Genomic DNA, 26,083 nt, shown 5'->3' on the forward strand with positions numbered 1-26,083 from the left:
ATCATTCCACCATTGCGCCGATCGGCGAACCGCTCGGGGCCGCATCGGCGCAGGCAATTTCAGCGCGGGCCGCTGCGGCGCCGCTTTTTCACATCAGTTCCTGCTGGCGATCGTCGGTTTCGCCGTAGCGGTGCAGCGTCGGCGGCTTCAGCCCCTGGTAGAGGGCGTCGATGCCGGCATTGATGATCTGATTATGCTGTTCGAACAGCGAGTTGCCGCGCAAATCGCTCTCGACGATAAAGGGACCGAAGCGCTCCACCTCAAACAGCCACATCGCCTGGGCGATGCCCAGCTCTTCCAGCCAGTGCACGTCAATCACCCGTTTGATGCCGCGCCCCAGCAGCGCGCCGGTGCCATAGCCCACCGTGGTCAGGTAGACGGCGCCGGCCGGCACCAGCACCTGTCGATACTGCTCCAGCGGCATGCCGCCTTTGCCGAGAATGATATTGCTGCCGCTAAGCGACAGCCAGCGCTCCATCCAGCGGGCAAAGCGGAAACTGGCGGTGGCGGTGACCGCGCCCACCTGGTAGCCGCCGCCGTCCGGCGCCGCCGCGGGCGAACAGTGGAAATTCACCAGGCTGAGCGCACGCAGATCCACCGGCAGCGGCCGCCCCTCATCGAGGATCATGCGGTAGACGCCTTCCCGGGCGGTGTAGATATTGCCGCGCAGATACACCACGGTGCCGATTTCCAGCTGGGCGAGCGCCTGCGCGGAGACCGGCAAGGTCAGCTCGACCACTTTTAACTCGTCAGATTTTCCGGCCATTCCACACTCTCGCGTCGTTGGTAAGGGGTGAACCAGACGGGGTCGGTACGATAGCTGACCGAGCCGTCGGCATGAACCCGCGCCGTGGCGCGGCGTGAGGCGAGACAAAAGGTATGCAGGCTGACCGGCATGCCGCCGGTATGGGTATAGCCCACTTCAATATGGCAATCCGCCACCATCGAGCGCCCCGCCAGCCCCATGGCGCCCATGCCCAGCGAATTACCCAGCGCCAGAATCTCCAGCTCCAGTTCGGCGATGCGCGGGTCCGGGTTACGGTCGCCCACCACCCGCAGGCAGGCGGCCTGCTTGCCGAGCTGCATGCAGGTATCCTTGGAGCCGCCGATGCCGATGCCGACGATGGCCGGCTGGCAGGCCAGCCCGCGCTTGCCAAAGGCGATCAGGGTGTCCAGCGCGAAACGCTTGATGCCGTCGATGCCGTCCCCGGGGAACAGCATGCGGTAGTCGGTGCCGAACAACCCGCCCTTATGCACGGTGGTGATATCCACCCAGTCGGCGTCCGGCTCGAACGACCACTCGATTTCCGGCGCATTGATGCCCACATTGTTGTTGAACTCGGTGCGCCATAAAGGATGAACCCGGTTGGGGCGCAGAGGGATATCCTGGGTCGCCCGGGCGGTGGCGCGGCGCAGCGCGCGCTCCACGCCGATAAAGCCGCTATCCACCGCCGCATTATTGCCCCATTTGACGTAATAGCGCGGCAGTCCGGTGTCGGCGCACATCGGTCGGCGATCCTCGCCGGCCGCCTGCCAGTTTTCGATCATCGTATCCAGCACGAAACGCGACAGCGCGCCGCTCTCCTCGCGCCGCATGGACTTGATTTTGTCGCGGTAATCCGCCGGGATATCGATGGCCGCCAGCTTCATGATCTCGTAGGCGGCCTGCTCCACCCGCTGGATGGCAACGCTCATAGTGTCCTCTCCTGATTGAACGGCGTCATATCGCCTCCCGCACGGGCGGTTCCGTCAGCAGGGTTTCCCCCGGCGCGACGATATCAAACGCCACCGGCACCTGCTCCAGCGTCAGCGTCGCGCCCTGGTCCAGGCTGCTGATGCGCGTGTAGCAGCTGGCGTGGAGATCGCCGGTGGCGGGAAAGTCTTCGCGAAAATGCGCGCCGCGGCTGTCGTTGCGCGCCAGCGCCGCCGTGGCGATGGTCCGGGCGATCAGCAGCTGGCTGTCCGTATTCAGCCAGTCGTGCCAGCTCAGGTTGTAGCGGCGTTCGCCGTCGCGCACGCCAATAGCCGCCAGTTCGCGCCCATACTGTTCCAGCGCCGCCGCGCCCCGTTCGATGCCCTGCCGGGTGCGCATCACCCCCACGTGATCCCACATGGTCTGCGCCAGCGTCTCGCGCAGCGGGGCCAGCGGTCCCGGCGGCGCGGCGAAAGCGCGTTCGGCGCGGGCGATGCCCGCCTCGATACGTGCGCGATCCGGTTCCCGCCAGCCCGCGTCCTGCCGCAGATAGGCCGCCATGGCGTCGCCGGCGATGCCGCCGAATACCGTGGAACAGGCCACGCCGTTGCCTCCCAGCCGGTTGGCGCCGTGTACGCCGCCGCTATCCTCCCCGGCGACATACAGGCCGGGAGAGGCGGTGGAGCAGTCCGCGTCGAACTCCACGCCGCCCATCAGATAGTGCGCGGTGGGCACCACTTCCACCAGTCCGCCCGCCAGATCGAAGCCGCAGTCGGCGCAGCGCGACACCATGCCGGGAAACAGCCGGCGCACTTTCTCCTCGCCCAGATGTTTCATCTGGATGAATACGCCGCCCATCGGGCCGGTGCGCCCGGCGCGCATTTCGGCATAAATCCCCCGGCTGACCACGTCGCGCGTGGCGCGTTCGCCGCGCGGATCGTAGCGCTGCATAAAGCGCTCGCCCAGCCCGTTGAGCAGATAGCCGCCGGCGCCGCGCAGCCCCTCTTCCAGCACCGTGCCGGTCATGCGCGTGTCCGGCCCGCCCAGCAGGCCGGTGGGATGAAACTGCACCATCTCCATATCGCGCAGTTTAAGACCGTAGCGCAGCGCCATCGCCAGACCGTCGCAGGTTTTCTCGCCGGAAGGGGTATGGTAGCGAAACATGGTGGGGCCGGCGCCGGTAGCCAGCAGCACCGCCCTGGCGCGCACCAGCCGGTAGACGCCGCTGCGCAAATCGATAAACAGCACCGCGGCGATGCCGCCGCCGTCCGCCGCCGGGATCAGCTCGATGGCGCGGTGCTCTTCCAGCTCGCGCACGCCCGCGCCGCGCACCTTCTCCATCAGCCGGTTGATGATCTCGATGCCCGTCAGATCGGACTTGTGCACAGTGCGATCGAACGTCTGACCGGCAAAGGCTTTCTGATGCAGGGTGCCGTCGGGATTGCGGTCAAAAAAGCAGCCGACTTCGTTTTCCAGTTCGCGCACCCGTTCTATGGCGCCTTCCACCAGCCGCCACACCAGATCCTGACGGGGCAGCCATTTGCCGCCGTTAAGGGTGTCCATCACGTGCCGCTCGACCGAATCGCCGGCCGCCAGCGCCACGTTATAACCGCCCTGCACCATCCGGGTACAGCCGCTTTTCCCCAGCAGCCCCTTGGTGGCGACGGTCACTTCCAGCGAGGGGTCCGCCCGGCGCGCGTGCAGCGCGGCAAACAGACCGGCGCCGCCGGAACCCAGGATCAGAACGTCGGTTTTCAGATTCTCAAGCTGCATGGCTAGAGCACCCCCATAATAAAGACGGTGCCGACGATAAGGGAAAAACCGGCGCCCCAGCCAATCCAACCCAGGCGCGCCTGGCGGATATCACGCCAGTTCAGCATTTCCAGCGCCAGCAGGCGCAGTCCGAAACTCGCATGCAGACAGAGCGCCACCACCAGCCCCCACTCCGCCGCTTTCACCAGCGGCAAATCGCTAAAGCGGATCACGCGATCCAATCCGGCTTCCCCCTCCAGCGCCAGGCCGAGCGCCAGAAAATGCAGCGGCAGAAACAGCGTCAGCGCCAGCCCGGACAGCCGGTGGCCGATAAAAGCCAGATAGCCTTTTTGACGGCGTAACGGGTTCATAATCCTCCCACGGCGATAACTGCCCGTATGCCGAGGATCAATAGCAGAAGCGCCAGCCCCAGGCTGATGCCGTCCGCGGCGCGGTAGCCGATGTTGGTCCACTCGCTCAGGATGGCGCGCACGCCCAGCGGCGCATGCACGGCGACGCAGAGGACGAAAGTTGAATAGAACAGCAGCCAGCCGACGCTGCCCTGGGTGCGCCCCAGGATGGCGCCGGCGCTCAGGCCGCTGTGCGTCGCATAGATCATCACGCCCACATGCACCACTACGAAAGGAATAAGCAGCAAGGTACTGAGGCGCTGAATAATGAACAGTTTTCTTTCCATGGGTCACGCCTTACCGAACCATTGCCATAGCGAAATCCGTTTCAGACCGGCGATGCTGCGGGTCGGACTCAGCCCCACCGGGCAACAGGCCATGCAATTGCCCTGCATATGGCAGGCGCTGACGCCGCCGGCCTCGGCGACGTTCGCTTTCACTGCGGCGTGCGCCTGGTGCCGCTCATCATTGATCAGCGTCCAGGCGCGATTCAGCGCGGCCGGACCGAGGTAGCGCTTATCCCAGGCCACCACGTCGCAGGCGGCATAGCAAATGCCGCAGTTGATGCATTCAATCGCCTCGCTGGCGAGACGCCGCCGGGCGCCCTGCGGATCGATGCGCGCCGGATCCTGCTCGCGGTCGCGGCCGGAGCTGAATTCGCCGCCGGCCTTTTGCCACTTGGTGAAAAACTCGCGCATATCCACCACCAGATCCTTGATCGGCGGCAGATTGCGCAACGGCTCCAGCACCAGTTCGCCCTTGTCCGCCACCCGGCTGACGTGGGTGCGGCAGGCCCAGCGCGGGGTGCCGTTGACCATGACGGCGCAGGAGCCGCACACCCCGACCCGGCATGAAAAACGGTAAGACAGCGTGGGATCCTGCCGCTGCTGGATTTCCGTAACCACGTCCAGCACCGTTTGATTATCCCGCCGGGGCACCGAATAGACCGCATGCCTGATACCCGGCCCGCCGCGAGCGATTTTTACCCGTAGTGTGTTTTGTTCGTTAGCCATTTATTTTTTGACTCGCCGCATGATCCGGGCCAAAAACGCACCGCCTGCGCAAATGCTCCGCCGGCCCCAATCCTTCGCTTATATATTATGAATAGATATCGCCGGCGGTAATTACCGCCGGCCAATTTACCGTGAACAAATAACGGCAATAATTAATCCGACCGCCGTAAGGAAATACGGCTGCCAGACCATCGTCGAGATAGATGATAAAATCCGTCGCAATAAAACACTATAATTACCAGGGTTAAATATCCTAACAATTAATATGAATAAGCAAAGCTAAAATTCGCAAAAGACAAAAAAGCATCTCAGACGCGGCCCACTTGATGGAGAAAACGCCCCAAAACAACCTAACCAACTAAAATAAATGATAAATTTTATAACCCACCAATAAGGAAAACACCTTTTTATTTATCCCGGATAGCGCGGCGCACAAGCCGATAATAAAAAACTCGCCACTAAACGGGAAACGTGTTATTAGCTAGCAAAAACTTATCCATTTCTTCTGTAAGGATATTAATTTCACCTAATGAAATAACGATTACACATAGCTTATTACAAAATGCGCTTTATCAGAAACGGCGGGTTAACTTATGCTTCGCCTCATATTCCTTTAGTGTAGGAATATATTAACTAATGTAATAAATAATATTTATTTAATCATCAACCTGGCCAAGTTCATGATCTGGCTAAAATGTCTGGCTCCGGAAATTTTTTAATTTTGTTTCTATTTTGTTAGATAAATCCCGGACCCGAGATTTTACGCAGATTTCCCCGTTCGACGTCGAACGCTTTTGATCGGCCAATTTGTCTATCACACTTTCCAATGGGTACTGGGTATGAAAAAAATGAATCGCGCGGTGAGTCCGACCGGCCGTTTTTCCCGCAAACTGATCGGCCTGACTTCGGCCGTCAGCCTGCTGGCATCGGCCCTGGCCCTGCCGACGCAGGCATATGCGGAAGGCCAGTTGCGCATCGCGCAGCAGTTCGGCATCGTCTATCTGCTGCTTAACGTGGCGCAGGATAAACAGCTGATTGAGAAGCACGCCAAGGCCGACGGGCTGGAAGTCAAAGTGGATTATCTGCAGCTCTCCGGCGGCGCGGCGGTCAACGATGCGCTGCTGTCCGGCTCGGTAGATATCGCCGGCGCCGGCATCGGCCCGTTGTTTACCCTGTGGGACCGTACCAAAAACCGTCAGAACGTGCGGGCCGTGCTGGCGACCGGCCAGTTTCCTTACTACCTAATCAGCACCAATCCCAACGTGAAAACCATCGCCGACTTCACCGATAAGGATCGCATCGCGGTGCCGGCGGTAGGCGTATCGGTTCAGTCGCGCTATCTGCAGCAGGCCTCGGCGAAACAGTGGGGCGATAAAGAATTCAACCGCCTCGACAAACTGCAGGTGGCGCTGCCCCACCCCGACGCCACGGCGGCCATTATCAGCGCCGGCACCGAAATCACCGCCCACTTCGGCAACGCCCCCTTCCAGGAACAGGAGCTGGCCGGCAACCCCAACGCCCATATCGTGCTGAACTCTTATGACGTGCAGGGCGGCCCGACGTCGCCGGTGGTGCTTTACACCACGGAAAAATTCCGCAAGGAAAATCCGCGCACTTACCGCGTGTTCGTCAATGCCCTGGCCGAAGCGGCGGAATTTGCCGATCAGAATCCTGAAGAAGCGGCCGATGCCTTTATCCGCATCACCAAATCCAAAATCGACCGCAAACTGTTGCTGGATATCCTTAAGAGTCCCGAGTCGAAATTCAGCATCACCCCGAAGAATACCTTGCAGTTGGGGCAGTTCCTGCACCGCGTAGGGGCCATCAAAAACAAACCCGAATCGGTGAAGGATTACTTCTTTGACGATCCGCATGTGGCCTCAGGGAGCTGATTGATGTCGCTGGATCCCGGCGCCGGCGCGGTGGCCGAGCCTTCCTCCGGTAAAGCGGCGGGCATCGGCGGCCCTGCCGCCATCCGCAAGGTGGCGGACGCCGTCGCCGAAACGCTGGCCAACTTCGGCGCCAGATTCGTCTTCGGTATTCCGGGCAACGACGTACTGGAACTGATGCGCGCCTGCGAGGAGCGGGATATCCGTTATCTGCTTGCCCGTTCGGAGCCGTCCTGCGCCTTTATGGCCGACGCGGTCTATCGGCTGACCGGCACGCCCGGCGTGGTGCTGCCGGCGCTGGGGCCGGGATTGGCCAATATGGCGTCGGGTATCGCCGGCGCCTTGCAGGATCGCAGCGCGCTATTGGTGCTTGGCGGCAGCGCCGAGCGGAATGTGGGCGGCATTTACAGCCATCAGATTATCGATCAGCTGGCTCTGATGCGGCCCATCACCCTGTATGCCGCGACGCTCAATCCGGCGCGCGCGGCGCAGCAGGTGGCCAAGTCGCTGGATATCGCCACCCGCTATCCGCCGGGGCCGGTTTTTCTCGACGTGGCGGCGGATGTAAGCCGTGCACCCAGCGAAGAAGCGGCCTATGCGCCGCTGGCGCGCCACGCCGGCGGCTATCTGTCGTCAGAGGATCGCGACCATATCCTCACCCTGCTGCGGCAGGCCAGACGCCCGCTGGCGCTGATCGGTCAGGGCGCCCTGTACGGGCCGCGCCCGCAGGCGGTGAGCGATTTTATCCACGCCAGCGGACTGCCGTTCCTGACCACTTACAAAGCCAAAGGCGTCGTCAGCGAATACCATCCCCACAGTCTCGGGGCGCTGGGGCTGAGTCCGGTGGTGGACGCGGTGCAGCGCGACGCCATCAACGCCGCCGACGTGCTGCTGCTGATAGGGTTCGATCCGATTGAGCTGCGCAACGCCTGGCTGGATGCCTGGCCGGCCGAAAAATCGGTGCTCACTCTGGACTGGGCGCCGCTGGATCAGCGGATGTTCCCCGCCGGCCGCGAGTACTACGGCAATCTGCACGGCAACCTGCAACGGCTGCGGCAGTCGTGGGAGCGCGATTCCGATCCGCGGCCGCCGGAGACCGATTTTCAACGGCACCGCGCCCGTATCGCGCAGCTGCTGTCCCCAGGCATCAGCCATCAGGACATCAGCCCGGCGGCGCTCTTCAGCGTACTTGACGCTCAGATGACCGATGAGTGGCTGGTGACGCTGGACGTTGGCGCGCATCGGATTCTGGCCAACCATATCCTGCGCTGCCGCCGCCCCAACCAGCTGCTGCAGTCAAACGGATTTTGCTGCATGGGTTACAGCCTGCCGGCGGCCATCGCCGCCCAGACGCTATATCCGCAGCGCCCGGTCGTCGCCGTGACCGGGGACGGCGGCCTGCTGATGACGCTGGGTGAGCTGACGCTGGCAGGCGAGCGGGATCTGCCGCTGGTGGTGGTGGTGCTTAACGATGCCGCGCTATCGCTGATCCGCCTGAAGCAGTCCCAAAGCGGGCTGGCGGAGCGCGGCGTACGCTACCGCGCCGCCGATTTCGCCGGCGTGGCGCACGCGCTGGGAGCCCGGGGCATACGGGTGAGCGACATCGACGAGTTCGACCGCGCCCTGCGCGAAGCCGTCGCCAGCCGGCATTTCACTTTGATAGACGCCGCCATCGACCCGGCGGAATATGCACGCCAGATGTGACGATAACCGTCGGCCGTCTCGGCGCCGACGGGTTCGTCACGCTGGATACTGAATAATAACGAGAGGGGAAATCATGCCTTTTCAGTCATCGCCCACCGTCGGCGTCACGCCCCCCCCAGCGACGCCGCTGTTGCAGGTGGAGGGGGTCAGTCTGGAATACGCCACCCGCGAACGTCGGGTACGCGCCACCCATGACGTCAGTTTCGATATCTTTCCCGCCGAGCGTTTTATCCTGCTCGGTCCCTCGGGCTGCGGCAAGTCCAGCCTGCTGAAAGCGGTGGGCGGATTCCTGCCCCCGGTCGACGGCCGTATCCTGCTGGAGGGAGAGGAAATCACCAAACCCGGCCCGGACCGGATGATGGTGTTTCAGGAGTTCGATCAACTGCCGCCGTGGAAAACCGTGCTGGAAAACACCCAGTTCCCGCTGCGGGTCACCGGCAAGCTGTCCGCCGCCGAGGCGCGGGATCAGGCGCTCTATTATCTGGAGAAGGTCGGCCTGGCGGATTTCGCCAATGCCTGGCCGCACACCTTGTCCGGCGGGATGAAGCAGCGCGTGGCCATCGCCCGGGCGCTGGCGATGAAACCGAAAGTCCTGCTGATGGATGAGCCTTTCGCCGCGCTGGATGCGCTGACCCGCCGGAAAATGCAGCAAGAATTGCTGGAACTGTGGGATGAAGTCCGCTTCACCCTGATGTTCGTCACCCATTCCATAGAGGAAGCGCTGGTGGTGGGCAACCGCATTCTGTTGCTTTCGCCGCATCCGGGCCGGGTGCGCGCCGAGCTCAACAGCCACCAGTTCGTCCATAATAACGAAGGCGGCAGCGAGTTCCAGTCGGCGGCGCGCCGTATTCACGATCTGCTGTTTCCCGCCGGCCAGCCGGTGGAGCCGGAACCGGCCGCGACCTCTGAGGACAGCGCCCCGCTCCGTTCACTGGCCGGACAGCACACCCGCTGATCCCCGTTTAATAATGCGATAGAAAAGGTTTTACCATGAGTCAACTTCCACCCGTCAGACCGGAATATCTGAAAGATCTGGCTCCGCTGACCGACGTCAAGGTCGCCCAACCGCTGCCGCTGCTCAATCGCCTGTGGAACCTGAGCGGGGTGCGCAAGACCCTGCTGCTGATCCTGCTGGCGCTGCTGTGGGAAGGCGCGGCGCGCTGGCAGGATAACGATTTGCTGCTGCCCACCTTCACCCAGGCGGCGGCTGCATTTGTCGACGATATGCGCAGCGGCGAACTGCCCGCGAAAATCGCCATCTCCCTCGGCACGCTGGTCAAAGGCTATGTTATCGGCACCCTGCTGGCTCTGGCGCTCAGCGCCCTGGCCGTCTCCACCCGCCTGGGGCGCGACCTGCTTTCCACGCTCACCTCGATGCTGAATCCGCTGCCGGCCATCGCGCTGCTGCCGCTGGCTCTGCTGTGGTTCGGCCTTGGCACCAATAGCCTGATTTTCGTGCTGATCCATTCCGTATTGTGGCCGATGGCGCTCAATACCTACTCCGGTTTCCTTGGCGTATCCGAAACGCTGCGCATGACCGGACGCAACTACGGATTAAGCGGACTGCGCTATGTGTGGCACATCCTGATGCCGGCGGCGTTGCCGTCCATTCTTTCCGGCCTGAAGATCGGCTGGGCCTTTGCCTGGCGAACGCTGATCGCCGCCGAACTGGTGTTCGGCGCCTCCAGCGGCCAGGGGGGCTTGGGCTGGTATATCTTCCAGAACCGTAACGAACTCTATACCGATCGGGTTTTTGCCGGTCTGGCATCGGTGATCATTATCGGTCTGCTGGTGGAAACGCTGATTTTCGCCACCATCGAGCGTATCACCATCAAACGCTGGGGGATGCAGCGCTAACTTCCGGCACGCTTTCGCCGCCTTGACGACTCGGACGGCGAAAGCGGCTAAACATTCAGCACCTGATAAAGATGGATGGACAAAGGTCTTGCCATCCATCCCGGAGCAGTCCATAATAGCGTCCATTCCACAGGCTGGAATGAAAAAAAGCATTTTAATCAATCGGTTAGATATTTAGTTAGCAGTGATTAAAACGCGCCGTCTCCTGTACGACCGTAGCTCAGTTGGTTAGAGCACCACCTTGACATGGTGGGGGTCGGTGGTTCGAGTCCACTCGGTCGTACCAATTCAAGTTCCATAGACGTCCTGCAATACCTTCCCTTGGTGAAAAGATGCGAGAATGCTCCCTCCCGCGTTCCAGTGAAATCCATTGAAATCCTACCAAAAGGTCCTGCGGAGAATAATCCTTTTCTGCCCTCCCCCTGCCGCACATTATACGTAAACACGCTTTAAACATTGACTATACCCTAAATAATTCGAGTTGCAGGAAGGCGGCAAGGGAAGGACAAATTCGTCGGGAACGAATTTGACCAGCCAACGGCTGGCCTCCGGTGAGAGGCAGGATGTCTCTCATTAATCCCGATGAGCTTACTCAGGTAAGTGATTCGGGTGACTGCCAAATCTGCCTGGAGCAGATTTGAACGCTGCTTGCAGCGGCCCCAACGGGGCGAGGCCCAGGGAGGGGCCGAGTAATGCAGCCAACGCACATGCAGCTTGAAGTATGACGGGTATATACGTTTCCTATAAAACGTGCAAACATAACTTTGATTCTTTCTTGTTCTTTTACGAGAGGCAATTATGCAAAGCATGACTATTGAACAATTACGGGTTGCAAATAGCTCTGGCGGCATTGCTGGCGTGACTCTGAAAGGACAAGGCGGTTCGTTTATCGTTCACGTCGCTACGCGCAACGGCGCCAGCGCAGTATTAGTTACGGCACGCAACCATGAGCCTCGCCGGTTTGGTAATCCGATCTCTGCGTTGAATACGCTTCGCAACGTTGGGATCACCACAGGTAATTTCGATGCCAGCGAGTGGAACCCGGAGGAAAAAAACAATACGCCGGGAAATCATGGGAGATCTGAAGCAATGCGCAAAGCGCATCAGGCTGCAGCGTACACGGAATGGTTAGCGTCAGAAATTCAAGACGCCATCGATGACCCTCGGTCGGACATTCCGCATGAGCAAGTAATGGACCGCATGGAGGCCCGGATAGCCCGGCATAAAAACGGCCAGGCTGATTAATCGATGACAGAAAAGATTTACACCATCGTGTGGCGTCCGGCAGCTGAAGCCGATTTACAGAACATTGTCGATTATATCGCGCAAGATAACCCGATCCGGGCAGAAGAATTCGGCAGGTCATTGCGCGGCAAAACTTTGCCGCTCGCACATAATCCCTGGCTCGGCCACCCGGCGCGTCCCGGCCTGCCGGATTATGTGCGGGAATTAGTCGTTCACAAACATTACGTCATTTTTTACCGCCTGCTGGAAACACGACTCGTTGTGCAGATTTTGCGAATTAAACACACAGCCCTACAAATGCCCTAACGGCCAAAAGACATTTCGCAACGGCAGATAAATGCGGGCTTAACGCGAAATCAGCAAAAATTCATCCTTTTCGACGATATGTCCGCAACGATATAGGGAAAAATCGATATAGAACGGCAGCGCAGCGGAGTCCCGAAGTAGACTAATACTAATGACGGCTGGATGCGGACCATAACGTGCCGGCTACGCTACGGGCGGCTTCGACCAGAGAATCGTTATGGCCCAGTACCTGGCTGGCGACGATCAATCCCTCTCCTAGCAGGTAAAGAGGCTCGGCTATCGACTCAGGCTGCTGCGCCCCTCCCGCGGCACAAAGATCGATCAAATAGCGGCGAATTTCCTGTTTGTGCGCGGCTGCCTGCCGGTGTGGCGCGGCATTGTGCTGTCCGTACTCAGCCGTCGCATTGATGAAGGCACATCCGTGAAAATCGTCCTCCCGGGTCCAGCCGGCGATAAAGTCAATGTACGCCAGCGGGCGCAATTCGACAGCCGCACTCTCTACAAAGCTACGCAATTTCTTCATGAACTGCTGATGGCGTAGCGCAAGCGCGGCATCAATCAGCGCATCTTTGCTGGGATAGTGACGATATAAGGTCTTTTTGGTCATTCCCGCCTCCTCGGCGAGGAGATCAACGCCAGCAGCATGAAATCCATGGCGGTAGAACAGCTTCAACGCTGAGGTAACAATGTGTTCAGAGGTAGTCATAAGCGCTAGTATACCGATCGGTTGACTTAAGGATACAGATCGGTATACTAGCACAATCTTGACTACCAGGGAAATCATGAACATGTCTATCCGCCGTTTACTGCATTCCGATGCGCCTCCCGTTCCCACGGCCAGATTCGTCTTGTTGTCCTCGCTGGGGGCGGTGATAGCGATCGCCGTCACCGGGTGGTTGAGCGTTCTAACGGGGATTCCCTGGCTGATGGCTCCTTTTGGCGCCAGTTGCGTTCTGGCGTTCGGCGTTCCGGACTCACCATTGGCGCAACCACGGGCCATAGTGGGCGGACATCTCGTCGCCACCGCCGTCGGCCTGGGCGTGGGAGCCTTGCTAGGGGATGGCTGGATGGCCTGCGCGCTCGGCGTTGGCCTCGCGTTGGCGGCGATGCAGATAACCCGCACGGTTCATGCGCCGGCTGGCGCCGATCCGCTAATCGTCATCGCTGCACATGTTCCCGTTACCTACCTGTTCTCGCCGGTCCTTGTCGGGTCACTGGTCATTGTGCTGACCGCATGGGGGATCAATAACCTGCGTAGCGCCCGTAGTTATCCGCGATACTGGATTTGAGCGGCGTCTGCGGGACGGCGAAACTGAAAGAGGATCTGGCGTGCCGGCACGGAAGAGATAAAAGTCTTTATCTCACATTCCTGTGAAATTCACTTATAAACCTCCTGCTCAGCGCCCGCGTCGCCGCGCCGCTCCCGGCTGCCAGAATATTACCCGCCGTTGCAGCCATCGCACGGTCTGCGCGCCGCATAATCCGATCAGCGCCAACAGGATAACCCCCGCGAACATGGTGGAGAGATTCATGCTGACGGAACTGGAGGCGATCAAATAGCCCAGCCCGCGCTGGGCCGACAGAAACTCGGCGACCACGGCGCCAATCAGAGCCAGCGCCACGCCAATCTGCAACCCCGAAAATATCTCGCCGGCGGCCGACGGAAGCTTCACGTGAAAAAGCAGATATAAACGCGATGCGGAGAAGGCGCGGCAGGCATCCAGCAGTTCGGCATCCGCGCGGCGGATGCCGTTGACGGTATTGACGAATAGCGGGAAAAAGCACACTAACGTAACCAGTACGATCTTCGACGCCGCGCCGTAGCCGAACCAGACCAGGATAATCGGCCCCAGCGCCACCTTTGGCGTGGCTTGCAGCGCGATTAACAGCGGGTAGACAAAGCGTTCAAAGGTGTGGGATTCGGCCAGCGCCACGCCCAGCAAAACCGCCAGCAGGCTGCCAATCGCATAACCGATTAGCGTTTCGCCCAGCGTCGTCGCAATATGCGGCCACAGGCTGCGATCGCTAAAACCATCGGCCAACGCCCGGTATACCGAGGCAGGCGGCGGCAGCAGATAATCGGGGATGGAAAAGAAACGAACGGCCAAATCCCAGATCAGAACCAACAGCGCCAGGCTGGTCAGGGGATACAATAACGGCAGAAGCCTATGCATGGGTGAAATGCCTCCGTAGGTGCTGACATAATGCCGTAAATTCGGTATCGGCCAGCGTATCCAGGTTACGCGGACGCGGTAACCCAATCGCCAGATCTTCGATTATCTTCCCCGGCCGCGGCGACATCACCAGCACCCTGTCGGCGAGGAATACGGCTTCCTGAATACTGTGGGTAATGAACAGCACCGATTTTCGCTGCTGTCCCCAGATACGCTGTAGCTCCAGCGTCAGGGCTTCACGCGACAGCGCATCCAGCGCGGCGAACGGCTCATCCATCAGCAGCAGTTCCGGATCGTGCAACAGCATGCGTGCAATGCCGACGCGCTGCTGCATACCGCCCGACAGCTCAAAAGGATAATCATCGGCAAAATCCGCCAGCCCCACCAGTTCAAGCAGATCCAGGGCGCGCTCGCGGGCCGGAGCGATGGGCAAACCTAATGTTCGCGCGGGCAGCAGTACATTGTTGAGCACGCTTTTCCAGGGCAGAAGATTGGGCTTCTGAAACACGACGCCGGCGTGTCTGCCCGGCCCCGCCACCGTCTGTCCCGAGAGCGACACCTCGCCTTTCGTGGCCGACAACAACCCGGCGGCCAGTTTGAGCACGGTGGACTTGCCGCATCCCGACGGCCCCAGCAGCGCCACAAATTCGCCCTGCGCCACGCGCAGATCGACGCCGTCCAGCGCGTTAATCTCTCCTCTGCGGGTCGCATAGGTCAGGCCGACCCGGCGTAGTTCCAACGCGGCGCTCATGTCCGAGCCTCGTGCGCCGCCTGCGCGGAAGAGAGGAACGTCAGCATCCGCGACCAGCTGTGCCGGTTGGCCCTGGCGTTGGCAAGCGGCGAGCCGCCGCCGTCGATAACGATGCCGGCCACCGGATGTACCTTGGCGATCGCCGTCGTCGGCACATAGGGAAATCCAATCGCATGTCCGGCCCCTTGGTTACGCACATGTTCCACCGGCCAGTCATGCCGCCGGGCCGACAGGTCGGCCGCGATGCGCTCGCTGTAATCCGTCGAAGGCCAGAAGCCGTCATCGGTACCCGAGATAAGCAATACCGGGCCGGCGATACGTTCTACCGGAATGCGCGCCGCGGCAACGCTGGCCGCGTCGCGATCGGCGGCGATAAAAGCCGGAGCCTGGCGAATAGGCGCGCCGGGGCCGGGCGGATGATCGAACGCATGCCAGTCCGCCCGCGGGTTGTTGCGCCAGATATTGCGCAGCGGCCGGCCGCGCCAGGTCCAGGCCGCCGCATCGCGCGGTTCGCCCGGACGCCCGGCGCGCAGGGTGCCGTGAACCACGGCGCTGGGAACATAGCCGACCACGGCGGACACTCTGTCCGGGAACGTCGCTCCCAGCAACAGCGCCAGTTCCCCGCCCCGCGAGTGTCCTACCGCGGCGATAAAACCGGCCCGGGGCCGCAGCTCGCGCGCGCTCCAATCCAGCGCCTGTTGGAAATATTCCAGCGGCGTAGCGGAAATAGTGTCCGGCCGTCCGGGCGCTCTGAAATAGGCCAGCGCAAACCCTATATAGCCATGCGCGGCCAGCAGTGCGGCCCGCTGTTCGGGCGCGCCGCCGCCGGAACCGCTGAGCACTATCGCCACAGGATGGGGGCCGTCCCCCGGAGGAATAAACAGCGCGCCCGAAAGCCCCTCCGCCTGAACGTCGCGCCGCGTTACCCCGCTCGCCAGAAAACGCTGGACCAGCGTGGCGTCGGCGATCTCCCCGCGCGCATCCTCGACCTGCAACTGGATGCGTAGTAGCTGAATGGCATCGCTCAGCGCGGGCTCGGCAGGCGACGCCACCTGCCGCAAGGCCCAGATTGGGGCCATTGGCTCCGCATCGCGCCAATCGCCGGCCGCCGGCGCCGCCGTATTCAGATCCAACAGGCCGTCTTCGGCGATACTGAACGTCGCCTCGCTGCGCCAGAGGCTGCCGTCCGGATGCGCCAGCGATGCCGACAACCGAGCGTTCCCCGGCGCCAGCCCGCTGATACGAATCTCTCTGACCTGGTCGGTCGGCCCGTCAATAATATCGATATCCCATACAACGCTCATTTCGCCGCCTCGGCCCGTTGGCGCAGGGCATTGCTGTCAAAATCATCGAAGGCCGTTACAAACGCATTGGAAAATATCTTTTCCACCGGCACATCCGCACGCGGAAACTCGCCCGCCTCCGCCATGGCCGCAATCGCGCGTCGAATGGCGCCGAGGTCATACTCACCGGGTTGACGCCGGCTGCCGTCCTCACGGTATAACGTGCGTTGCAGACGTCTGGACAGCAGCGTTACCGCCTCATCCAGACCTTTTCCTTCGGCATCGGCGGGTCGGCTTTCCGGGTTGCGGCGCCAAAACGCCTGTACGCAGAACGTCGGGTTGATTTCGCAAACGAATTGCGCCTGCGTATAGGCCCGGCCGAAACGACGTATCAGATCGGGGTTGTCTCTGAACGTATCGTTATGGGCGATGAAACCGTTACCCGGCGTTTCCTGAAACACCGCGGGATAGGCGATCCGGCGGATGCGGGTTCCCGTAAACTCAAGGATGTCGCCCCAGCTGCTATTGAAATTGAGCGCGTCCACCCGTTTACCGCGCAACGCCTGAAAACCCGAGCCAAGCGCGCCGACCGCCACGAATTCAACATTTTTCCCCGGCTCCAGTCCCGCCACCCGCAGCGCGGCGCGACTATTGGGCAAGGTTCCCCAGGTCAACGCCCCGACGCCGATGGTTTTATCTTTCAGATCGGCCAGCGTTTTGACAGGCGACGTCTCCAGAACCGTATATTCCATCGTTTGGCTTGGCACGCCATTATAAAAGTAACGTACCGGCAAGGGATCTTTGCCGCTGAAATAGCTTGAAATCACGGGTTCCGATACCGGATAACCGAAGGTGACGCGTTTACTGGCGACCTGCGGCAGCAGCGCCCCCGCGCCCTGAAAGACAACCAGCTTGACGGACAAATCCTGATCCCTGAACAGGCCCAACTCTTCCGCCGCCGCATAGGGCGCGCCATCATGCACCGCAGGAGGAATGGCTAACGCGACGGTGACATCGTCAAGCGCCTGCGCCTGACCAGCGCCGATACAGACAAACGTGAGGAACAGCAAAACAGGTTTCAAACGCATGATGGACTCCCCGGCTTAAAAAAGCAGAGACAGCAAGCGCCGGCGGATTAACGATCAATCTCATTCGCCGGACTCAGGCTCTGGAACGGTGGGTTGAACGATAAGCGCATAAAGCGCGCATTGGATATGGCAAACGCGGCGCCGATTCACGGATTCGGTCTCAGCACCCTGCCTTTGCAGGCCAACTTAGGGCATCTGAATGGAAACCAGAACGAATTCTTTATGCTAAAAATATGTATAGAATGGGTAAATTGAGATGCTCACAGCTCATTTTCCCGGCTTTAACCGGGATGCGAGCGGTCATAGACGGCTTTTTAGCGAGTCGGCCCGCGTCGATGGTATCAGCGAGCGGGCCTGCGTAAGTCCTCAGGGCGCTAGGGTGACGACGTGCTGACGAATATCCGGGCGCTTGGCGATCAGCCCCTGTTGCAGATACCAGTCGGCGATGTGCTCGATGTGGGCGATGGCGTCGTCATCCACCGGCGTAACCGGCACGGTGTTGACGCGGCCGAGCTGTTCCGCCAGCCCATCCCCCAACTGTCCCAATTGCGCCGCCCAGATTTTACCCGCCTCCAGCGGATGGGCCTTGGCCCAGGCGTTCTCCTGCTGCAACACCTCATAGATCCACGTCAGCACCTGCGGATGGGCGCGATAAAAAGCCTCGCTGACAAAGTAGCCGGCGGCGTTTTCCGAGCCCACTTCCCTACCGTTGCTCAACAGCCGCGCGTCGTAGCTCTGCTGCGCCAGCGACAGGAAGGGATCCCAGACCGCCCAGGCGTCAACGTGACCGCCGACAAAGGCGCTACCGGTATCCGACGGGCTAAGATAGGATTTTTGCACCTCGTTTTCCGCAATGCCGGCGCTGCTTAGCGCCCTGGATAGCAGATATTCGCCGGTGCCGCCTTTATTCACCGCCACTTTTTTACCGCGCAGGTCGTTAAGCGAACGGATGTCGCTGGCGTTTCGCACCACAATCCCTTCGCCGTCGGCGGGCATCGCCTGGTAGGCAAAAAAACGCAGCGGCGAACCGGCGGCGATGGCGGTGACAAACGCCGTGGAACTGCCGGTGGTGAGGTCGATCGAACCGGCGTTCAACGCCTCATAGGCGGGCGCGGCGGCGGAGAAAGGCCCCGCCCACACCACCTTGACCTGATGGGCCGCCAGCGCTTTTTCCAGCGTGCCTTTTTCCTTTGCCAGCGCCAGATCGGTGGGGCCGTGCAGGAAGCCGATGCGCAACGTGATGGTTTCGGCGGCGTGGGCCGCGCCGGCGCAAAGCAGCAGCGCGCCAAGCGCGATGCGAGTCATCCGGGATGTCATGCTGTTCTCCGATGTAAAAGCGTTAAGGCGGAAGGAATGAATCCCACCGCAAAAAGGTCGTCCGCCTGCCGTTGCTGTTCGGCGATTAGCGCGTCGTCGGCGGGAGTAATCCCCCACGGACGCGCCTCCAGACTCTGTCGCCACTCCGTCGTCCGAATGGCGGGATTGAGATGCCGGGCCAGCAGGCGCGCGGCGATGTCAGTATTCTGCACAATCCAGCGATCGTTTTCCCCCAGTATTTGCACTACCCATGCGGCGGCGTCGGGATGGCGATTCAGCCACGCCTGCCGCGTCCAGAACACCGAGCGATTGACGATCTCGTCACCCACCGACGCCAGCGTCACGATACCGGGCGCGGCGCGGGCGCGGGTGAGCCAGGGATCAATCGCCAGCCAACCGTCGATTTCACCGCCGAGCAGCGCATCCAGCGCCGACTGGCCCTGAATGTCCAGCAATTGAACGTCATCGCGCAGCAGGCCCTGCTTTTGCAGCAGGCGGGCAAGGAAGTGATCGGTAAAAGAGCCCACCATCGCCGCCAGTCGCGTCCCCCGCAGCGAGGTGAGATCCTGCCCCGCGCGCGCCAGTAATGCGCAACTGGCGTCGCGCGGCGGCGAACTGGCGAGATAGGCCACCGCCAGACCCGCCGTCTGCGCGGTGATGGGCGGGGTCGAACCGGTGCCGACCACATCGACGCGATTTTCGACCAGCCACTCGCCGCTGCGCGCCCCCTGCTGATAATCCAGCCACTCCACCTGCCAGCCGCGTGCCGCCGCCAGCGGTTCGATCGTGCCGCGGTGACGCAGGATAAACAGCGATAAGTTATTGGGATGGCTGCCAAGACGTATTTTCATTGCGCCTTGCCCCCTGCGTCGATCGGACGATCCCACAGGTTGCTCCAGGTGAAGGCGTTATCGGCGTTATCCGACGCCGGGGAGAGCGCCAGGCGCGGCAACACCAGTTCGCTGAAACGATAGGCTTCTTCCAGCAGGGGAAAACCCGAGAGAATAAATACCTCGACGCCCGCCTCCTGATAGGCGCGCAGCGTGCGTTCGACGGTTTCCGGACTGCCGACGATGGCGGTGCCCGGCCCCGGCCGCACCAGGCCGATGCCGGCCCACAGGCCGCTATAAATCTCCAGCTCGCGCGGGTCGGCGGGTTTTCGGTCGTTGTGCAGCGCGCTCATGCGCGACTGGCCGACGGAGTCGGAGCCGCCGGCGAGCCGTTGCCGCGCTTCGATAGCCTTGTCGTCCATGGTGGCATAGAGCGCGTCGACGGCCTGCCAGGCGAGCTCATCGGTTTCGCGCACGATGACGTAAAGGCGAATGCCAAAACGCAAGCGGCGTCCGTGCTTTTCAGCGCGCGCCTTTACCTGGGCGATTTTCTCTGCCGCCTGCGGCGGCGTTTCGCCCCACGATAGATAGGTATCGATATGCTTCGCGGCGACTTCCTGCGCCGCTTCCGACGAGCCGCCGAACCACAGCGGCGGCGGCGGGTAACCGCCATTGGTCAAGGCCAGCCGGGCGTTATCGATATGCAGATGCCGCCCCTCGAAGGTAACGGTTTCCTCGGCCAGCAGCGGACGCAGCACCTGAAGAAATTCGTCGCTCAGGTCGTAGCGTTCGTCGTGGTCGAGGTGCAGGCCGTAGGCGCCGAGCGTATTTTTATCTCCGCTCACCACGTTCAGCAACACACGGCCTTTGGAAAACTGGTTGAAAGTAACGGCCATCTTGGCCAGCAGCGTCGGTGAAATTAAACCTGGCTGAATGGCGATAAGAAACTTCATCCGTTCGGTGTAGGGGATCAGCGCAGCGCCCAGAATCCAGGGATCGTGTGCGCCGGTGGCAAGCAGCGCGCCGGTAAAACCCAGATGATCGACGGCGCGGGCGATCTGCTGAAAGTAGGCGTAGTTGACCTGACGACTGCCCGATGCGGTCCACGGCTGTGGGCCGTCTGGCGCCGTGAGGTACCAGTATATTTCCATGCAGTCTCCCTAAATCATTAAACTAAAAGACACACACTATTAACAAATGGGCGGAGTGAGAGGAAATGCGCATATTGGAAAAGCTTAGAACTTGTCCCAGTAGATTGATGTGGCTACAGATCTTGCGGAAAGGAAGTACGCTGACACCAGCCCGCGCTGACCAGTAATCAGCATCGACGATCGCGGCGCTTTTGGCTAATGCTGCCGCGTATCAAAGCGCTGTCTGGCTGTTTTGATGGCATCCCAGTTGCTGCCAATCCACTGCACCAGGTGCTGCATCGGTTCCAGCAGGCTGAGGCCAAAAGCGACTTTTTCGACCACCAGCGGCGCCATTGATACGCCTGCTGCCGTTGTTTCCGTCTGCCCCGTCGTACTGGCCGCGCCCGATCGCGGTGAGCGATTGCAGTTGCGGGTTTCCGCCCCGGTTACCGGACGCGAGCTTCCGATCATCGTCTTTGCGCACGGCTTCGGTAGCTCAATGGACGGCTATGCTCCCCTGGTGGCCTACTGGGCGGCTTACGGCTTTGTCGTCATTCAACCCACTTTTCCCGATTCAAAGCGATTAGGCTTCAAGCCGGATGACCCCCGCTGGCCGTTGATCTGGCGAATTCGCATTGAGGATATGAAGCGCATCCTCGACCAGATCGACGCCATTGAAGGCGCGATTCCGGGGCTTGAAGGCCGCCTCGACCGAGAGCGGATCGCCGCGGTCGGCCACTCGTTCGGCGCCCATACCGTGGGGGTTCTGCTGGGTGCAAGGGTGATGCATCCTGGCGGAAAGCAGCATGAGAAGCTGTCCGACGCTCGGATCAAGGCCGGCGTGCTGCTTGCCGCAGGTGGGCGCGGCGGCGCCGATCTCAGCCCGTTCGCCGCCGAGCATTTTCCGTATCTAAATATCAACTATGATGAGATGAAGACGCCCACGCTGGTGGTGGCCGGCGATCGCGATCGGTCACCGCTGACGGTTCGCGGTCCAGATTGGTTCACCGATGCGTACACCCTGAGTCCTGGAGCCGATTGGCTACTCACCTTGTACGAAGCAGAGCATATGCTCGGGGGAATTTCCGGGTATCTGGTGACGGAAACGACGGATGAGAATCCTGAGCGTGTGGCTATGGTTCGGCGGCTCACCTGGGCTTACTTGCGCACTGCACTCTATCCCGCGGATCCTGCCTGGCGTGCCGCTTGCGCGGAGTTGAACCAGGCCCCCCACCCACTCGGCCGCGTCGAGAGCAAATAGGCATCCTTGCCTTTTCAAGTGTTATATCGACCCCCGATCAAGGTATCGCTGTTGGCATTCATCACCGACCGTAGTCGCGTTCCGGCAAAATGATCGTGAATGCGAGACGTCAGTAAGTCCGCTATTTCTATAGGGACGGCGGCGTTGACATAGCCGATGTTCAAATGCACAATCAGACAAGTCTGTCTGTTTTGAGAATATCGTTATGGCTATTCGTTCAAATGTCCCTGGACCGCGAGAGCGCATTCTTGCCACAGCATCGCAATTATTCTTCCAATACGGATGTCGCGCCGTTGGCATCAATAAAATAATCGCGCAATCAAACGTCGCCAAGGCCAGTTTTTATGAGCATTTTCCTTCCAAAGAACTATTAATTTTAGCCTGGCTCAATGAGCGTGAAAGCTTATGGCTCACGGAATTACGCCAGCGTTTGATGGACGCAGATACGCCTCAACGGCGAGTATCCGCCCTTTTCAGCATGTGGCGCAGCCAAATCAATACGGAAGGTTTCCGTGGATGTGGATTCAACAATACGGCCGGCGAGTTCGCTGACGAACGCAGTCCGATTCGTGAACGCGTTCGTGAACACAAAAACCGGTTACGGGCTTTAATTTCTGAAGAAGTATTAGGAGCATACCGACCGCTATTGTCTCAAGAACATTTCAACGCATTAGCCAATGGGATCTATTGCCTTTTCGACAGCGCGATTATTCAAGCTCAAAGCCTGATGGATGAATGGCCTCTTCGGGCCTCTGAACTGACTGCGCAATATCTTGTGAACCAGTATATTGCAGAGGGATCATCATGATCAAAAAAACAGAATCATTCCATAAACTGGAATCTGCGGTTTGCGCTTCTTTGTCACAAATGTCTCTGGTGCCGATAGGACGCATCGATAGCGTCCCTAACACTAGTAAATATGCGCCTAAATGCGGTCGAGATGATGATATCTCCGCACTTAAAAATATCTTTTTTTACATGGCGAAGCTAAATGAAATCACCGTTAAAAGTCAATCATTGTGCAAAGGAAAAGTAAGTAGTGGATTTTCGCTTCGAGACAATTTAGTCGCCATCGCAAACTATATTTTCAATTACAGTAAAAAACGTTCAATTCGTTACGTAGAACTCGGCCCAGAGCCACACAAGAGTACATTTATTCTACAAACTCTTCAGAATTTAGGAGCCGATATATCGAGTTATGTCGGGATTGATATCAATCCCCAATCAGAAAATACAATGCGTTTATCTCTATCATCAGTTATTCCTGAAAATAAATTTTTATATGTTATACATGACTATAAAACATTCGACATAGAAAACATCGGTCATCACAATGGTCTGACAATCTTTACTATGATGGGATTTGAAGAAGGAAATGAATTACCTGACACAATATCGGATATTCTTTCTAACTTAATGCAACCAGGAGATATACTTTTATCAGAAATGCAAATATTAAGCACATCCGGCTTCAGCCCTTTCATCGAATTTTATGAACTATCAGAAATGAAAAAATTTTCTCGCGAAATTTGTAAACGGTTTAATTTTGTGTCAACTGACGACCATGCAATATTTATTATTCCAGTAAAAACGTGTATTGGAAATGTTATGACTGCGGCGACAATCATACCTTATAAAAAAAACCGGACATTTCGCTACCTGCTTACGAATTGTTGCCTGAAATATACACTTGAACAATTTAGGCAAGTACGTTTATATTGCGGTCGCTTTCGTATTCTTGATGAATTCATCAGCGGCGATCGGACTGTGGTCTATCAGCTATCGGTTCGTCTTTAATGGATAGCTCCAAAACCACTCAAAATACGCCAGTATTTCAATTGGTGGGCGCGGGACTCCTTATCGTTGCTTCGACCTACGGATTAGCACGATATAGCTACGGGTTATTCGTTCCGGCGATCAAATCGGAGTTTGGCCTTTCACAAGTCGCTATCGGTACAATCGGCAGTTGCTCATACATCGGTTATCTTTCGGCTACGCTGTTTAGTCCGATGCTTTCGCGCTATGCGGGGGTTCGACTGCCGGTCGTTCTGGGTGGATTGGCGGCGGCAAGCGGCATGACAATTGTCGCCTTGGCGAATTCATCCGCCGTTCTTGCTCTCGGCGTCATGCTTGCCGGCTGTAGCCCAGGGCTCGCTTATCCTCCGCTGGCGGACGCCATCAAACAATTATGCCAGGCCAGGTTCCAAAATCGCGTCTATGCCTTAATCAACTCCGGGACAAGTTTCGGCATTATGATATCGGGCCCCTTGGCGCTGACTGTCGGAACAGGCTGGCAATCTGCCTGGCTTCTTTTCGCTGCCATCGCTTTCGCCGCCACCTTATGGAGTTTCTTTGTCATGCCGGCGGCAAAAAAAGAGTTGGCTTGTACGCCAAAGGACGCGGCTGCGTCTAATCGGACAGCCATTGCTGATTTGGTAAAAGAAAAACTGACGGAGCCATCGGTTAGACGTCTATTTATAAGCGCCCTACTTTTCGGCATTGCAACCTCAGTCTATTGGATTTTCTCGGTCGACCTTATTACGGCCGGCGGGCGGACAGCATCGCTCAACGGCGTGCTATTTTGGATCGTCATCGGCATCGCGGGCATCGTGGGCGGAGCCGCAGGCGATCTTGTCACCCGTTACGGACTCAAAAAAACATTAAAATGGTCAACGATCGCTATCGCTGCCGCCATTGCGCTGCCCGCCTTCGCCTGGGGAACCAACACAACCGCGACATTGCTTTCGGCGACGGCTTTCGGAGCAACCTTCATTCTTATAACCGCGCTTTACGGGATCTGGAGCGTCGCCTGCTTTCAAAACGCGCCGTCTGTGGGATTCGGCATCACTTTTTTCCTCATATCGGCCGGACAGTTGATTTTCCCCCCGATTGCCGGTCTTCTGGCTGAGCGCTGGAGCCTGCCGGTTGTTTTTCAATTATCTGCGGCGGCAAGCCTGTTTATTTTGATTATGCTTCCACCAAACGATATGCGGAATATGTGATTATCGTTGTCATCACGTTATTTGACCAATCAATATGCCGCAGCGGCCATATTCCGTCATTATTCGGGAATACGGCCTGCGCCGTTCAGGGCCGCGGCGATGGCTGCTCCGACTCCTCATGTTCGGGCAGCATTTCGCCATTATCCAACGCTTCGTCTTCCTGCGCCGTTTCCGGGTAAAGCTCCGCCATGGACATAAAACGGTAGACGTCGAAAATCAGCGCCAGCCCCTCAACGGGCAGGATGCCGGTCGATGTCACTGTGGCGGCAAATACCACGAACGAGCCTCCGGAAACCGGCGCGGCCCCTTTGGAGGTCAGCAGCATCAGCAGCAGGATGCCGATCTGGGTTTCCAGCGACAGCGGAATACCGTAGGCATGGGAGATAAACATCACGCCCATGGACATAAAGATGGATGTGCCGTCAAGGTTAAAGGCGTAGCCCGTCGGCAGCACCAGCCCCATACCGAGGATAACGAAGAGCGCAATCACCACGTAAAACACCAGCACCAGTTCCGCCAGGGCCAGCAGTACCGAGGAGCCGTTGCTCCCCACCGAGTAGGCCACCGCGCCGAAGGTGCCCAGCGGCGCGAGCTTCATCACCAGATTGATAAACGCGAACGGCACTTCGGAGATCATATCCAGGCTGTCGTTGACCCGCTTACGCCGCTCGAGCGGGATGGCGAGGATGCCGATACCCACCATCACCGCCAGTACCACCACCTGTAGCAGTTCCCCTTTGGCAAAGGCGCCGATAAAATTGTCAGGCACGATATGCAGCAAAAATTCGCCAAAACCGGGCGTGGTCGCGGCCTGGATATCCAGCGCGGGAGCGCCGTTTTCCGGCGGCGACATGCCGCTGCCGATCTTGATGACATTACCCGCGATCAGCCCCAGGAGCATTCCTGTTCCCCGGATAGGCTGTGGCTGCGCATTTCGGGCCTGCGGCTGCAGGAAGGCGGGCGTCTGCCGATCGGCTGGACCGATATCTATATTGAGCCGGATTATGCGGAAATCGTGGCGGACGTGCACCGGCAACCGGGCACGCTGGTCTGCTCCCTGATCGAGAGCCATTTTGGGCGACGCGTGGCGGGAGTCCGGCAGGAGATCCGCGCCTGCACCGTGACGAATGGCGCGATGGCGAAAGCGCTGCGGCTGAAAACCGGCGCCGCCGCGCTGAAGATCGTGCGGCATTATCTGGATGTTACGGGACGGGCATTCGTCATTTCGGTGACGGTGCAGCCGGAAGAACGTTTTTCCGTGGTGCTGCAGCTCAGGCGATCGGACATGGCAAAATAGGCGAATGCTCCTCAAATTGCCGTACTCCTGCTTGCCCCTCCGCGAGTGCAAACAGGCACGCTGACGGCATGCCTGTTTGCC

28 protein-coding genes and 1 tRNA gene are annotated in these 26,083 nt (G+C 59.3%); 13 read left to right on the plus strand and 16 right to left on the minus strand.

The annotated features are described in order from the left end of the window. Nucleotides 1-88: 88 nt before the first annotated feature. Genes DDT56_RS20945 through DDT56_RS20970 form a run of 6 tightly spaced genes read right to left on the minus strand, consistent with a single transcriptional unit; the run spans nucleotide 89 to nucleotide 4,868 of the window. On the minus strand, nucleotides 89-766 hold the full coding sequence (locus DDT56_RS20945) for a fumarate hydratase C-terminal domain-containing protein (protein WP_136168322.1): 678 nt from the start codon (nucleotides 764-766) through the stop codon (nucleotides 89-91). Continuing rightward, entirely contained in the window at nucleotides 742-1,695 is a 954-nt protein-coding gene (locus DDT56_RS20950) for a fumarate hydratase (RefSeq protein ID WP_136168323.1), read from the minus strand. The genes DDT56_RS20945 and DDT56_RS20950 overlap by 25 nt, the downstream gene beginning before the upstream one ends. A 25-nt stretch (nucleotides 1,696-1,720) precedes the next feature. Beyond that, complete coding sequence (locus DDT56_RS20955) at nucleotides 1,721-3,466, minus strand: L-aspartate oxidase (RefSeq protein WP_136168324.1); 1,746 nt, start codon at nucleotides 3,464-3,466, stop codon at nucleotides 1,721-1,723. A 2-nt stretch (nucleotides 3,467-3,468) separates the two neighbouring features. Next, nucleotides 3,469-3,816 (minus strand): succinate dehydrogenase, cytochrome b556 subunit, encoded by a 348-nt coding sequence (sdhC, locus tag DDT56_RS20960; protein ID WP_136168325.1) that lies wholly within the window; start codon nucleotides 3,814-3,816, stop codon nucleotides 3,469-3,471. After that, nucleotides 3,813-4,142, minus strand: coding sequence for a succinate dehydrogenase/fumarate reductase transmembrane subunit (locus DDT56_RS20965; protein ID WP_136168326.1), 330 nt, complete (start codon nucleotides 4,140-4,142; stop codon nucleotides 3,813-3,815). The genes sdhC and DDT56_RS20965 overlap by 4 nt, the downstream gene beginning before the upstream one ends. A 3-nt stretch (nucleotides 4,143-4,145) precedes the next feature. After that, nucleotides 4,146-4,868: a succinate dehydrogenase/fumarate reductase iron-sulfur subunit gene (locus tag DDT56_RS20970; protein ID WP_136168327.1), complete on the minus strand. Its 723-nt coding sequence runs from the start codon at nucleotides 4,866-4,868 to the stop codon at nucleotides 4,146-4,148. 839 nt (nucleotides 4,869-5,707) lie between these two features. Between DDT56_RS20970 and DDT56_RS20975 the strand changes: the two genes are divergently transcribed. The 7 genes from DDT56_RS20975 (at nucleotide 5,708) to DDT56_RS21005 (ending at nucleotide 11,869) form a co-directional block, all read left to right on the plus strand. Beyond that, nucleotides 5,708-6,760 (plus strand): ABC transporter substrate-binding protein, encoded by a 1,053-nt coding sequence (locus DDT56_RS20975; RefSeq protein ID WP_210417058.1) that lies wholly within the window; start codon nucleotides 5,708-5,710, stop codon nucleotides 6,758-6,760. A gap of 3 nt (nucleotides 6,761-6,763) precedes the next feature. Continuing rightward, nucleotides 6,764-8,461, plus strand: a complete 1,698-nt coding sequence (locus tag DDT56_RS20980; protein ID WP_136168328.1) for a thiamine pyrophosphate-binding protein — start codon at nucleotides 6,764-6,766, stop codon at nucleotides 8,459-8,461. A 73-nt stretch (nucleotides 8,462-8,534) separates the two neighbouring features. After that, nucleotides 8,535-9,416 carry an ABC transporter ATP-binding protein gene (locus DDT56_RS20985; protein WP_136168329.1) on the plus strand — a complete coding sequence of 294 codons (882 nt, stop codon included), beginning with the start codon at nucleotides 8,535-8,537 and terminating at the stop codon, nucleotides 9,414-9,416. A gap of 35 nt (nucleotides 9,417-9,451) precedes the next feature. Continuing rightward, entirely contained in the window at nucleotides 9,452-10,318 is an 867-nt protein-coding gene (locus DDT56_RS20990) for an ABC transporter permease (protein WP_136168330.1), read from the plus strand. A gap of 209 nt (nucleotides 10,319-10,527) precedes the next feature. Then, a tRNA-Val gene (locus DDT56_RS20995) sits at nucleotides 10,528-10,604 on the plus strand. A 512-nt stretch (nucleotides 10,605-11,116) separates the two neighbouring features. Then, nucleotides 11,117-11,563 carry an antitoxin PaaA2 family protein gene (locus tag DDT56_RS21000; protein WP_136168331.1) on the plus strand — a complete coding sequence of 149 codons (447 nt, stop codon included), beginning with the start codon at nucleotides 11,117-11,119 and terminating at the stop codon, nucleotides 11,561-11,563. 3 nt (nucleotides 11,564-11,566) lie between these two features. Further along, nucleotides 11,567-11,869, plus strand: a complete 303-nt coding sequence (locus DDT56_RS21005) for a type II toxin-antitoxin system RelE/ParE family toxin (protein WP_136168332.1) — start codon at nucleotides 11,567-11,569, stop codon at nucleotides 11,867-11,869. A gap of 148 nt (nucleotides 11,870-12,017) precedes the next feature. Here the strand turns inward: DDT56_RS21005 and DDT56_RS21010 are convergent, their stop codons facing one another. After that, nucleotides 12,018-12,659, minus strand: coding sequence for a TetR/AcrR family transcriptional regulator (locus tag DDT56_RS21010; protein ID WP_335341473.1), 642 nt, complete (start codon nucleotides 12,657-12,659; stop codon nucleotides 12,018-12,020). Between DDT56_RS21010 and DDT56_RS21015 the strand changes: the two genes are divergently transcribed. Further along, on the plus strand, nucleotides 12,652-13,158 hold the full coding sequence (locus DDT56_RS21015) for an HPP family protein (protein WP_210417059.1): 507 nt from the start codon (nucleotides 12,652-12,654) through the stop codon (nucleotides 13,156-13,158). The two genes, DDT56_RS21010 and DDT56_RS21015, sit on opposite strands and share 8 nt — an antisense overlap. Nucleotides 13,159-13,266: 108 nt before the next feature. Here the strand turns inward: DDT56_RS21015 and DDT56_RS21020 are convergent, their stop codons facing one another. The 8 genes from DDT56_RS21020 to DDT56_RS24640 all read right to left on the minus strand — a co-directional run bounded on the left by DDT56_RS21020 (nucleotide 13,267) and on the right by DDT56_RS24640 (nucleotide 20,913). Continuing rightward, entirely contained in the window at nucleotides 13,267-14,043 is a 777-nt protein-coding gene (locus DDT56_RS21020) for an ABC transporter permease (protein ID WP_136168334.1), read from the minus strand. Further along, nucleotides 14,036-14,794 carry an ABC transporter ATP-binding protein gene (locus tag DDT56_RS21025; RefSeq protein ID WP_136168335.1) on the minus strand — a complete coding sequence of 253 codons (759 nt, stop codon included), beginning with the start codon at nucleotides 14,792-14,794 and terminating at the stop codon, nucleotides 14,036-14,038. Before DDT56_RS21025 ends, DDT56_RS21020 begins: the two co-directional genes overlap by 8 nt. Then, a complete protein-coding gene (locus tag DDT56_RS21030) occupies nucleotides 14,791-16,098 on the minus strand; it encodes an acyl-CoA thioesterase/bile acid-CoA:amino acid N-acyltransferase family protein (RefSeq protein ID WP_136168336.1) in 1,308 nt (435 codons plus the stop codon). Before DDT56_RS21030 ends, DDT56_RS21025 begins: the two co-directional genes overlap by 4 nt. Next, nucleotides 16,095-17,165: an ABC transporter substrate-binding protein gene (locus DDT56_RS21035; protein ID WP_136168337.1), complete on the minus strand. Its 1,071-nt coding sequence runs from the start codon at nucleotides 17,163-17,165 to the stop codon at nucleotides 16,095-16,097. The genes DDT56_RS21030 and DDT56_RS21035 overlap by 4 nt, the downstream gene beginning before the upstream one ends. Before the next feature lie 366 nt (nucleotides 17,166-17,531). Beyond that, nucleotides 17,532-18,482, minus strand: coding sequence for an aliphatic sulfonate ABC transporter substrate-binding protein (locus DDT56_RS21040; protein WP_136168338.1), 951 nt, complete (start codon nucleotides 18,480-18,482; stop codon nucleotides 17,532-17,534). Continuing rightward, complete coding sequence (locus DDT56_RS21045; RefSeq protein WP_136168339.1) at nucleotides 18,479-19,333, minus strand: ABC transporter substrate-binding protein; 855 nt, start codon at nucleotides 19,331-19,333, stop codon at nucleotides 18,479-18,481. The genes DDT56_RS21040 and DDT56_RS21045 overlap by 4 nt, the downstream gene beginning before the upstream one ends. After that, nucleotides 19,330-20,463 carry an LLM class flavin-dependent oxidoreductase gene (locus tag DDT56_RS21050; RefSeq protein WP_136168340.1) on the minus strand — a complete coding sequence of 378 codons (1,134 nt, stop codon included), beginning with the start codon at nucleotides 20,461-20,463 and terminating at the stop codon, nucleotides 19,330-19,332. The genes DDT56_RS21045 and DDT56_RS21050 overlap by 4 nt, the downstream gene beginning before the upstream one ends. Nucleotides 20,464-20,658: 195 nt before the next feature. After that, nucleotides 20,659-20,913, minus strand: a complete 255-nt coding sequence (locus DDT56_RS24640; protein ID WP_210417060.1) for a hypothetical protein — start codon at nucleotides 20,911-20,913, stop codon at nucleotides 20,659-20,661. Between the two features lie 28 nt (nucleotides 20,914-20,941). Here DDT56_RS24640 and DDT56_RS21055 point away from each other — a divergent pair, with 28 nt between their 5' ends. The 4 genes from DDT56_RS21055 (at nucleotide 20,942) to DDT56_RS21070 (ending at nucleotide 24,705) form a co-directional block, all read left to right on the plus strand. Further along, the gene (locus tag DDT56_RS21055) at nucleotides 20,942-21,703 is read left to right on the plus strand and encodes an alpha/beta hydrolase family protein (protein ID WP_210417061.1); all 762 of its coding nucleotides are present in this window, start codon (nucleotides 20,942-20,944) and stop codon (nucleotides 21,701-21,703) included. Between the two features lie 205 nt (nucleotides 21,704-21,908). Continuing rightward, nucleotides 21,909-22,511 (plus strand): TetR/AcrR family transcriptional regulator, encoded by a 603-nt coding sequence (locus DDT56_RS21060; protein WP_136168342.1) that lies wholly within the window; start codon nucleotides 21,909-21,911, stop codon nucleotides 22,509-22,511. After that, nucleotides 22,508-23,500 (plus strand): hypothetical protein, encoded by a 993-nt coding sequence (locus DDT56_RS21065; RefSeq protein ID WP_136168343.1) that lies wholly within the window; start codon nucleotides 22,508-22,510, stop codon nucleotides 23,498-23,500. The genes DDT56_RS21060 and DDT56_RS21065 overlap by 4 nt, the downstream gene beginning before the upstream one ends. After that, on the plus strand, nucleotides 23,500-24,705 hold the full coding sequence (locus DDT56_RS21070) for an MFS transporter (RefSeq protein ID WP_136168344.1): 1,206 nt from the start codon (nucleotides 23,500-23,502) through the stop codon (nucleotides 24,703-24,705). The genes DDT56_RS21065 and DDT56_RS21070 overlap by 1 nt, the downstream gene beginning before the upstream one ends. 85 nt (nucleotides 24,706-24,790) lie before the next feature. On the opposite strand, the gene DDT56_RS21075 is transcribed toward DDT56_RS21070, so the two are convergent. Further along, nucleotides 24,791-25,558: a cation:dicarboxylate symporter family transporter gene (locus DDT56_RS21075; protein ID WP_246856841.1), complete on the minus strand. Its 768-nt coding sequence runs from the start codon at nucleotides 25,556-25,558 to the stop codon at nucleotides 24,791-24,793. On the opposite strand from DDT56_RS21075, the gene DDT56_RS21080 reads away from it, so the two are divergent. Then, nucleotides 25,478-26,002, plus strand: a complete 525-nt coding sequence (locus DDT56_RS21080; protein ID WP_246856842.1) for a UTRA domain-containing protein — start codon at nucleotides 25,478-25,480, stop codon at nucleotides 26,000-26,002. The two genes, DDT56_RS21075 and DDT56_RS21080, sit on opposite strands and share 81 nt — an antisense overlap. The last annotated feature ends 81 nt before the right edge of the window (nucleotides 26,003-26,083 follow it).

Source organism: Brenneria corticis (assembly GCF_003115855.1).
GTDB classification, from domain to species: Bacteria; Pseudomonadota; Gammaproteobacteria; order Enterobacterales; family Enterobacteriaceae; genus Brenneria; species Brenneria corticis.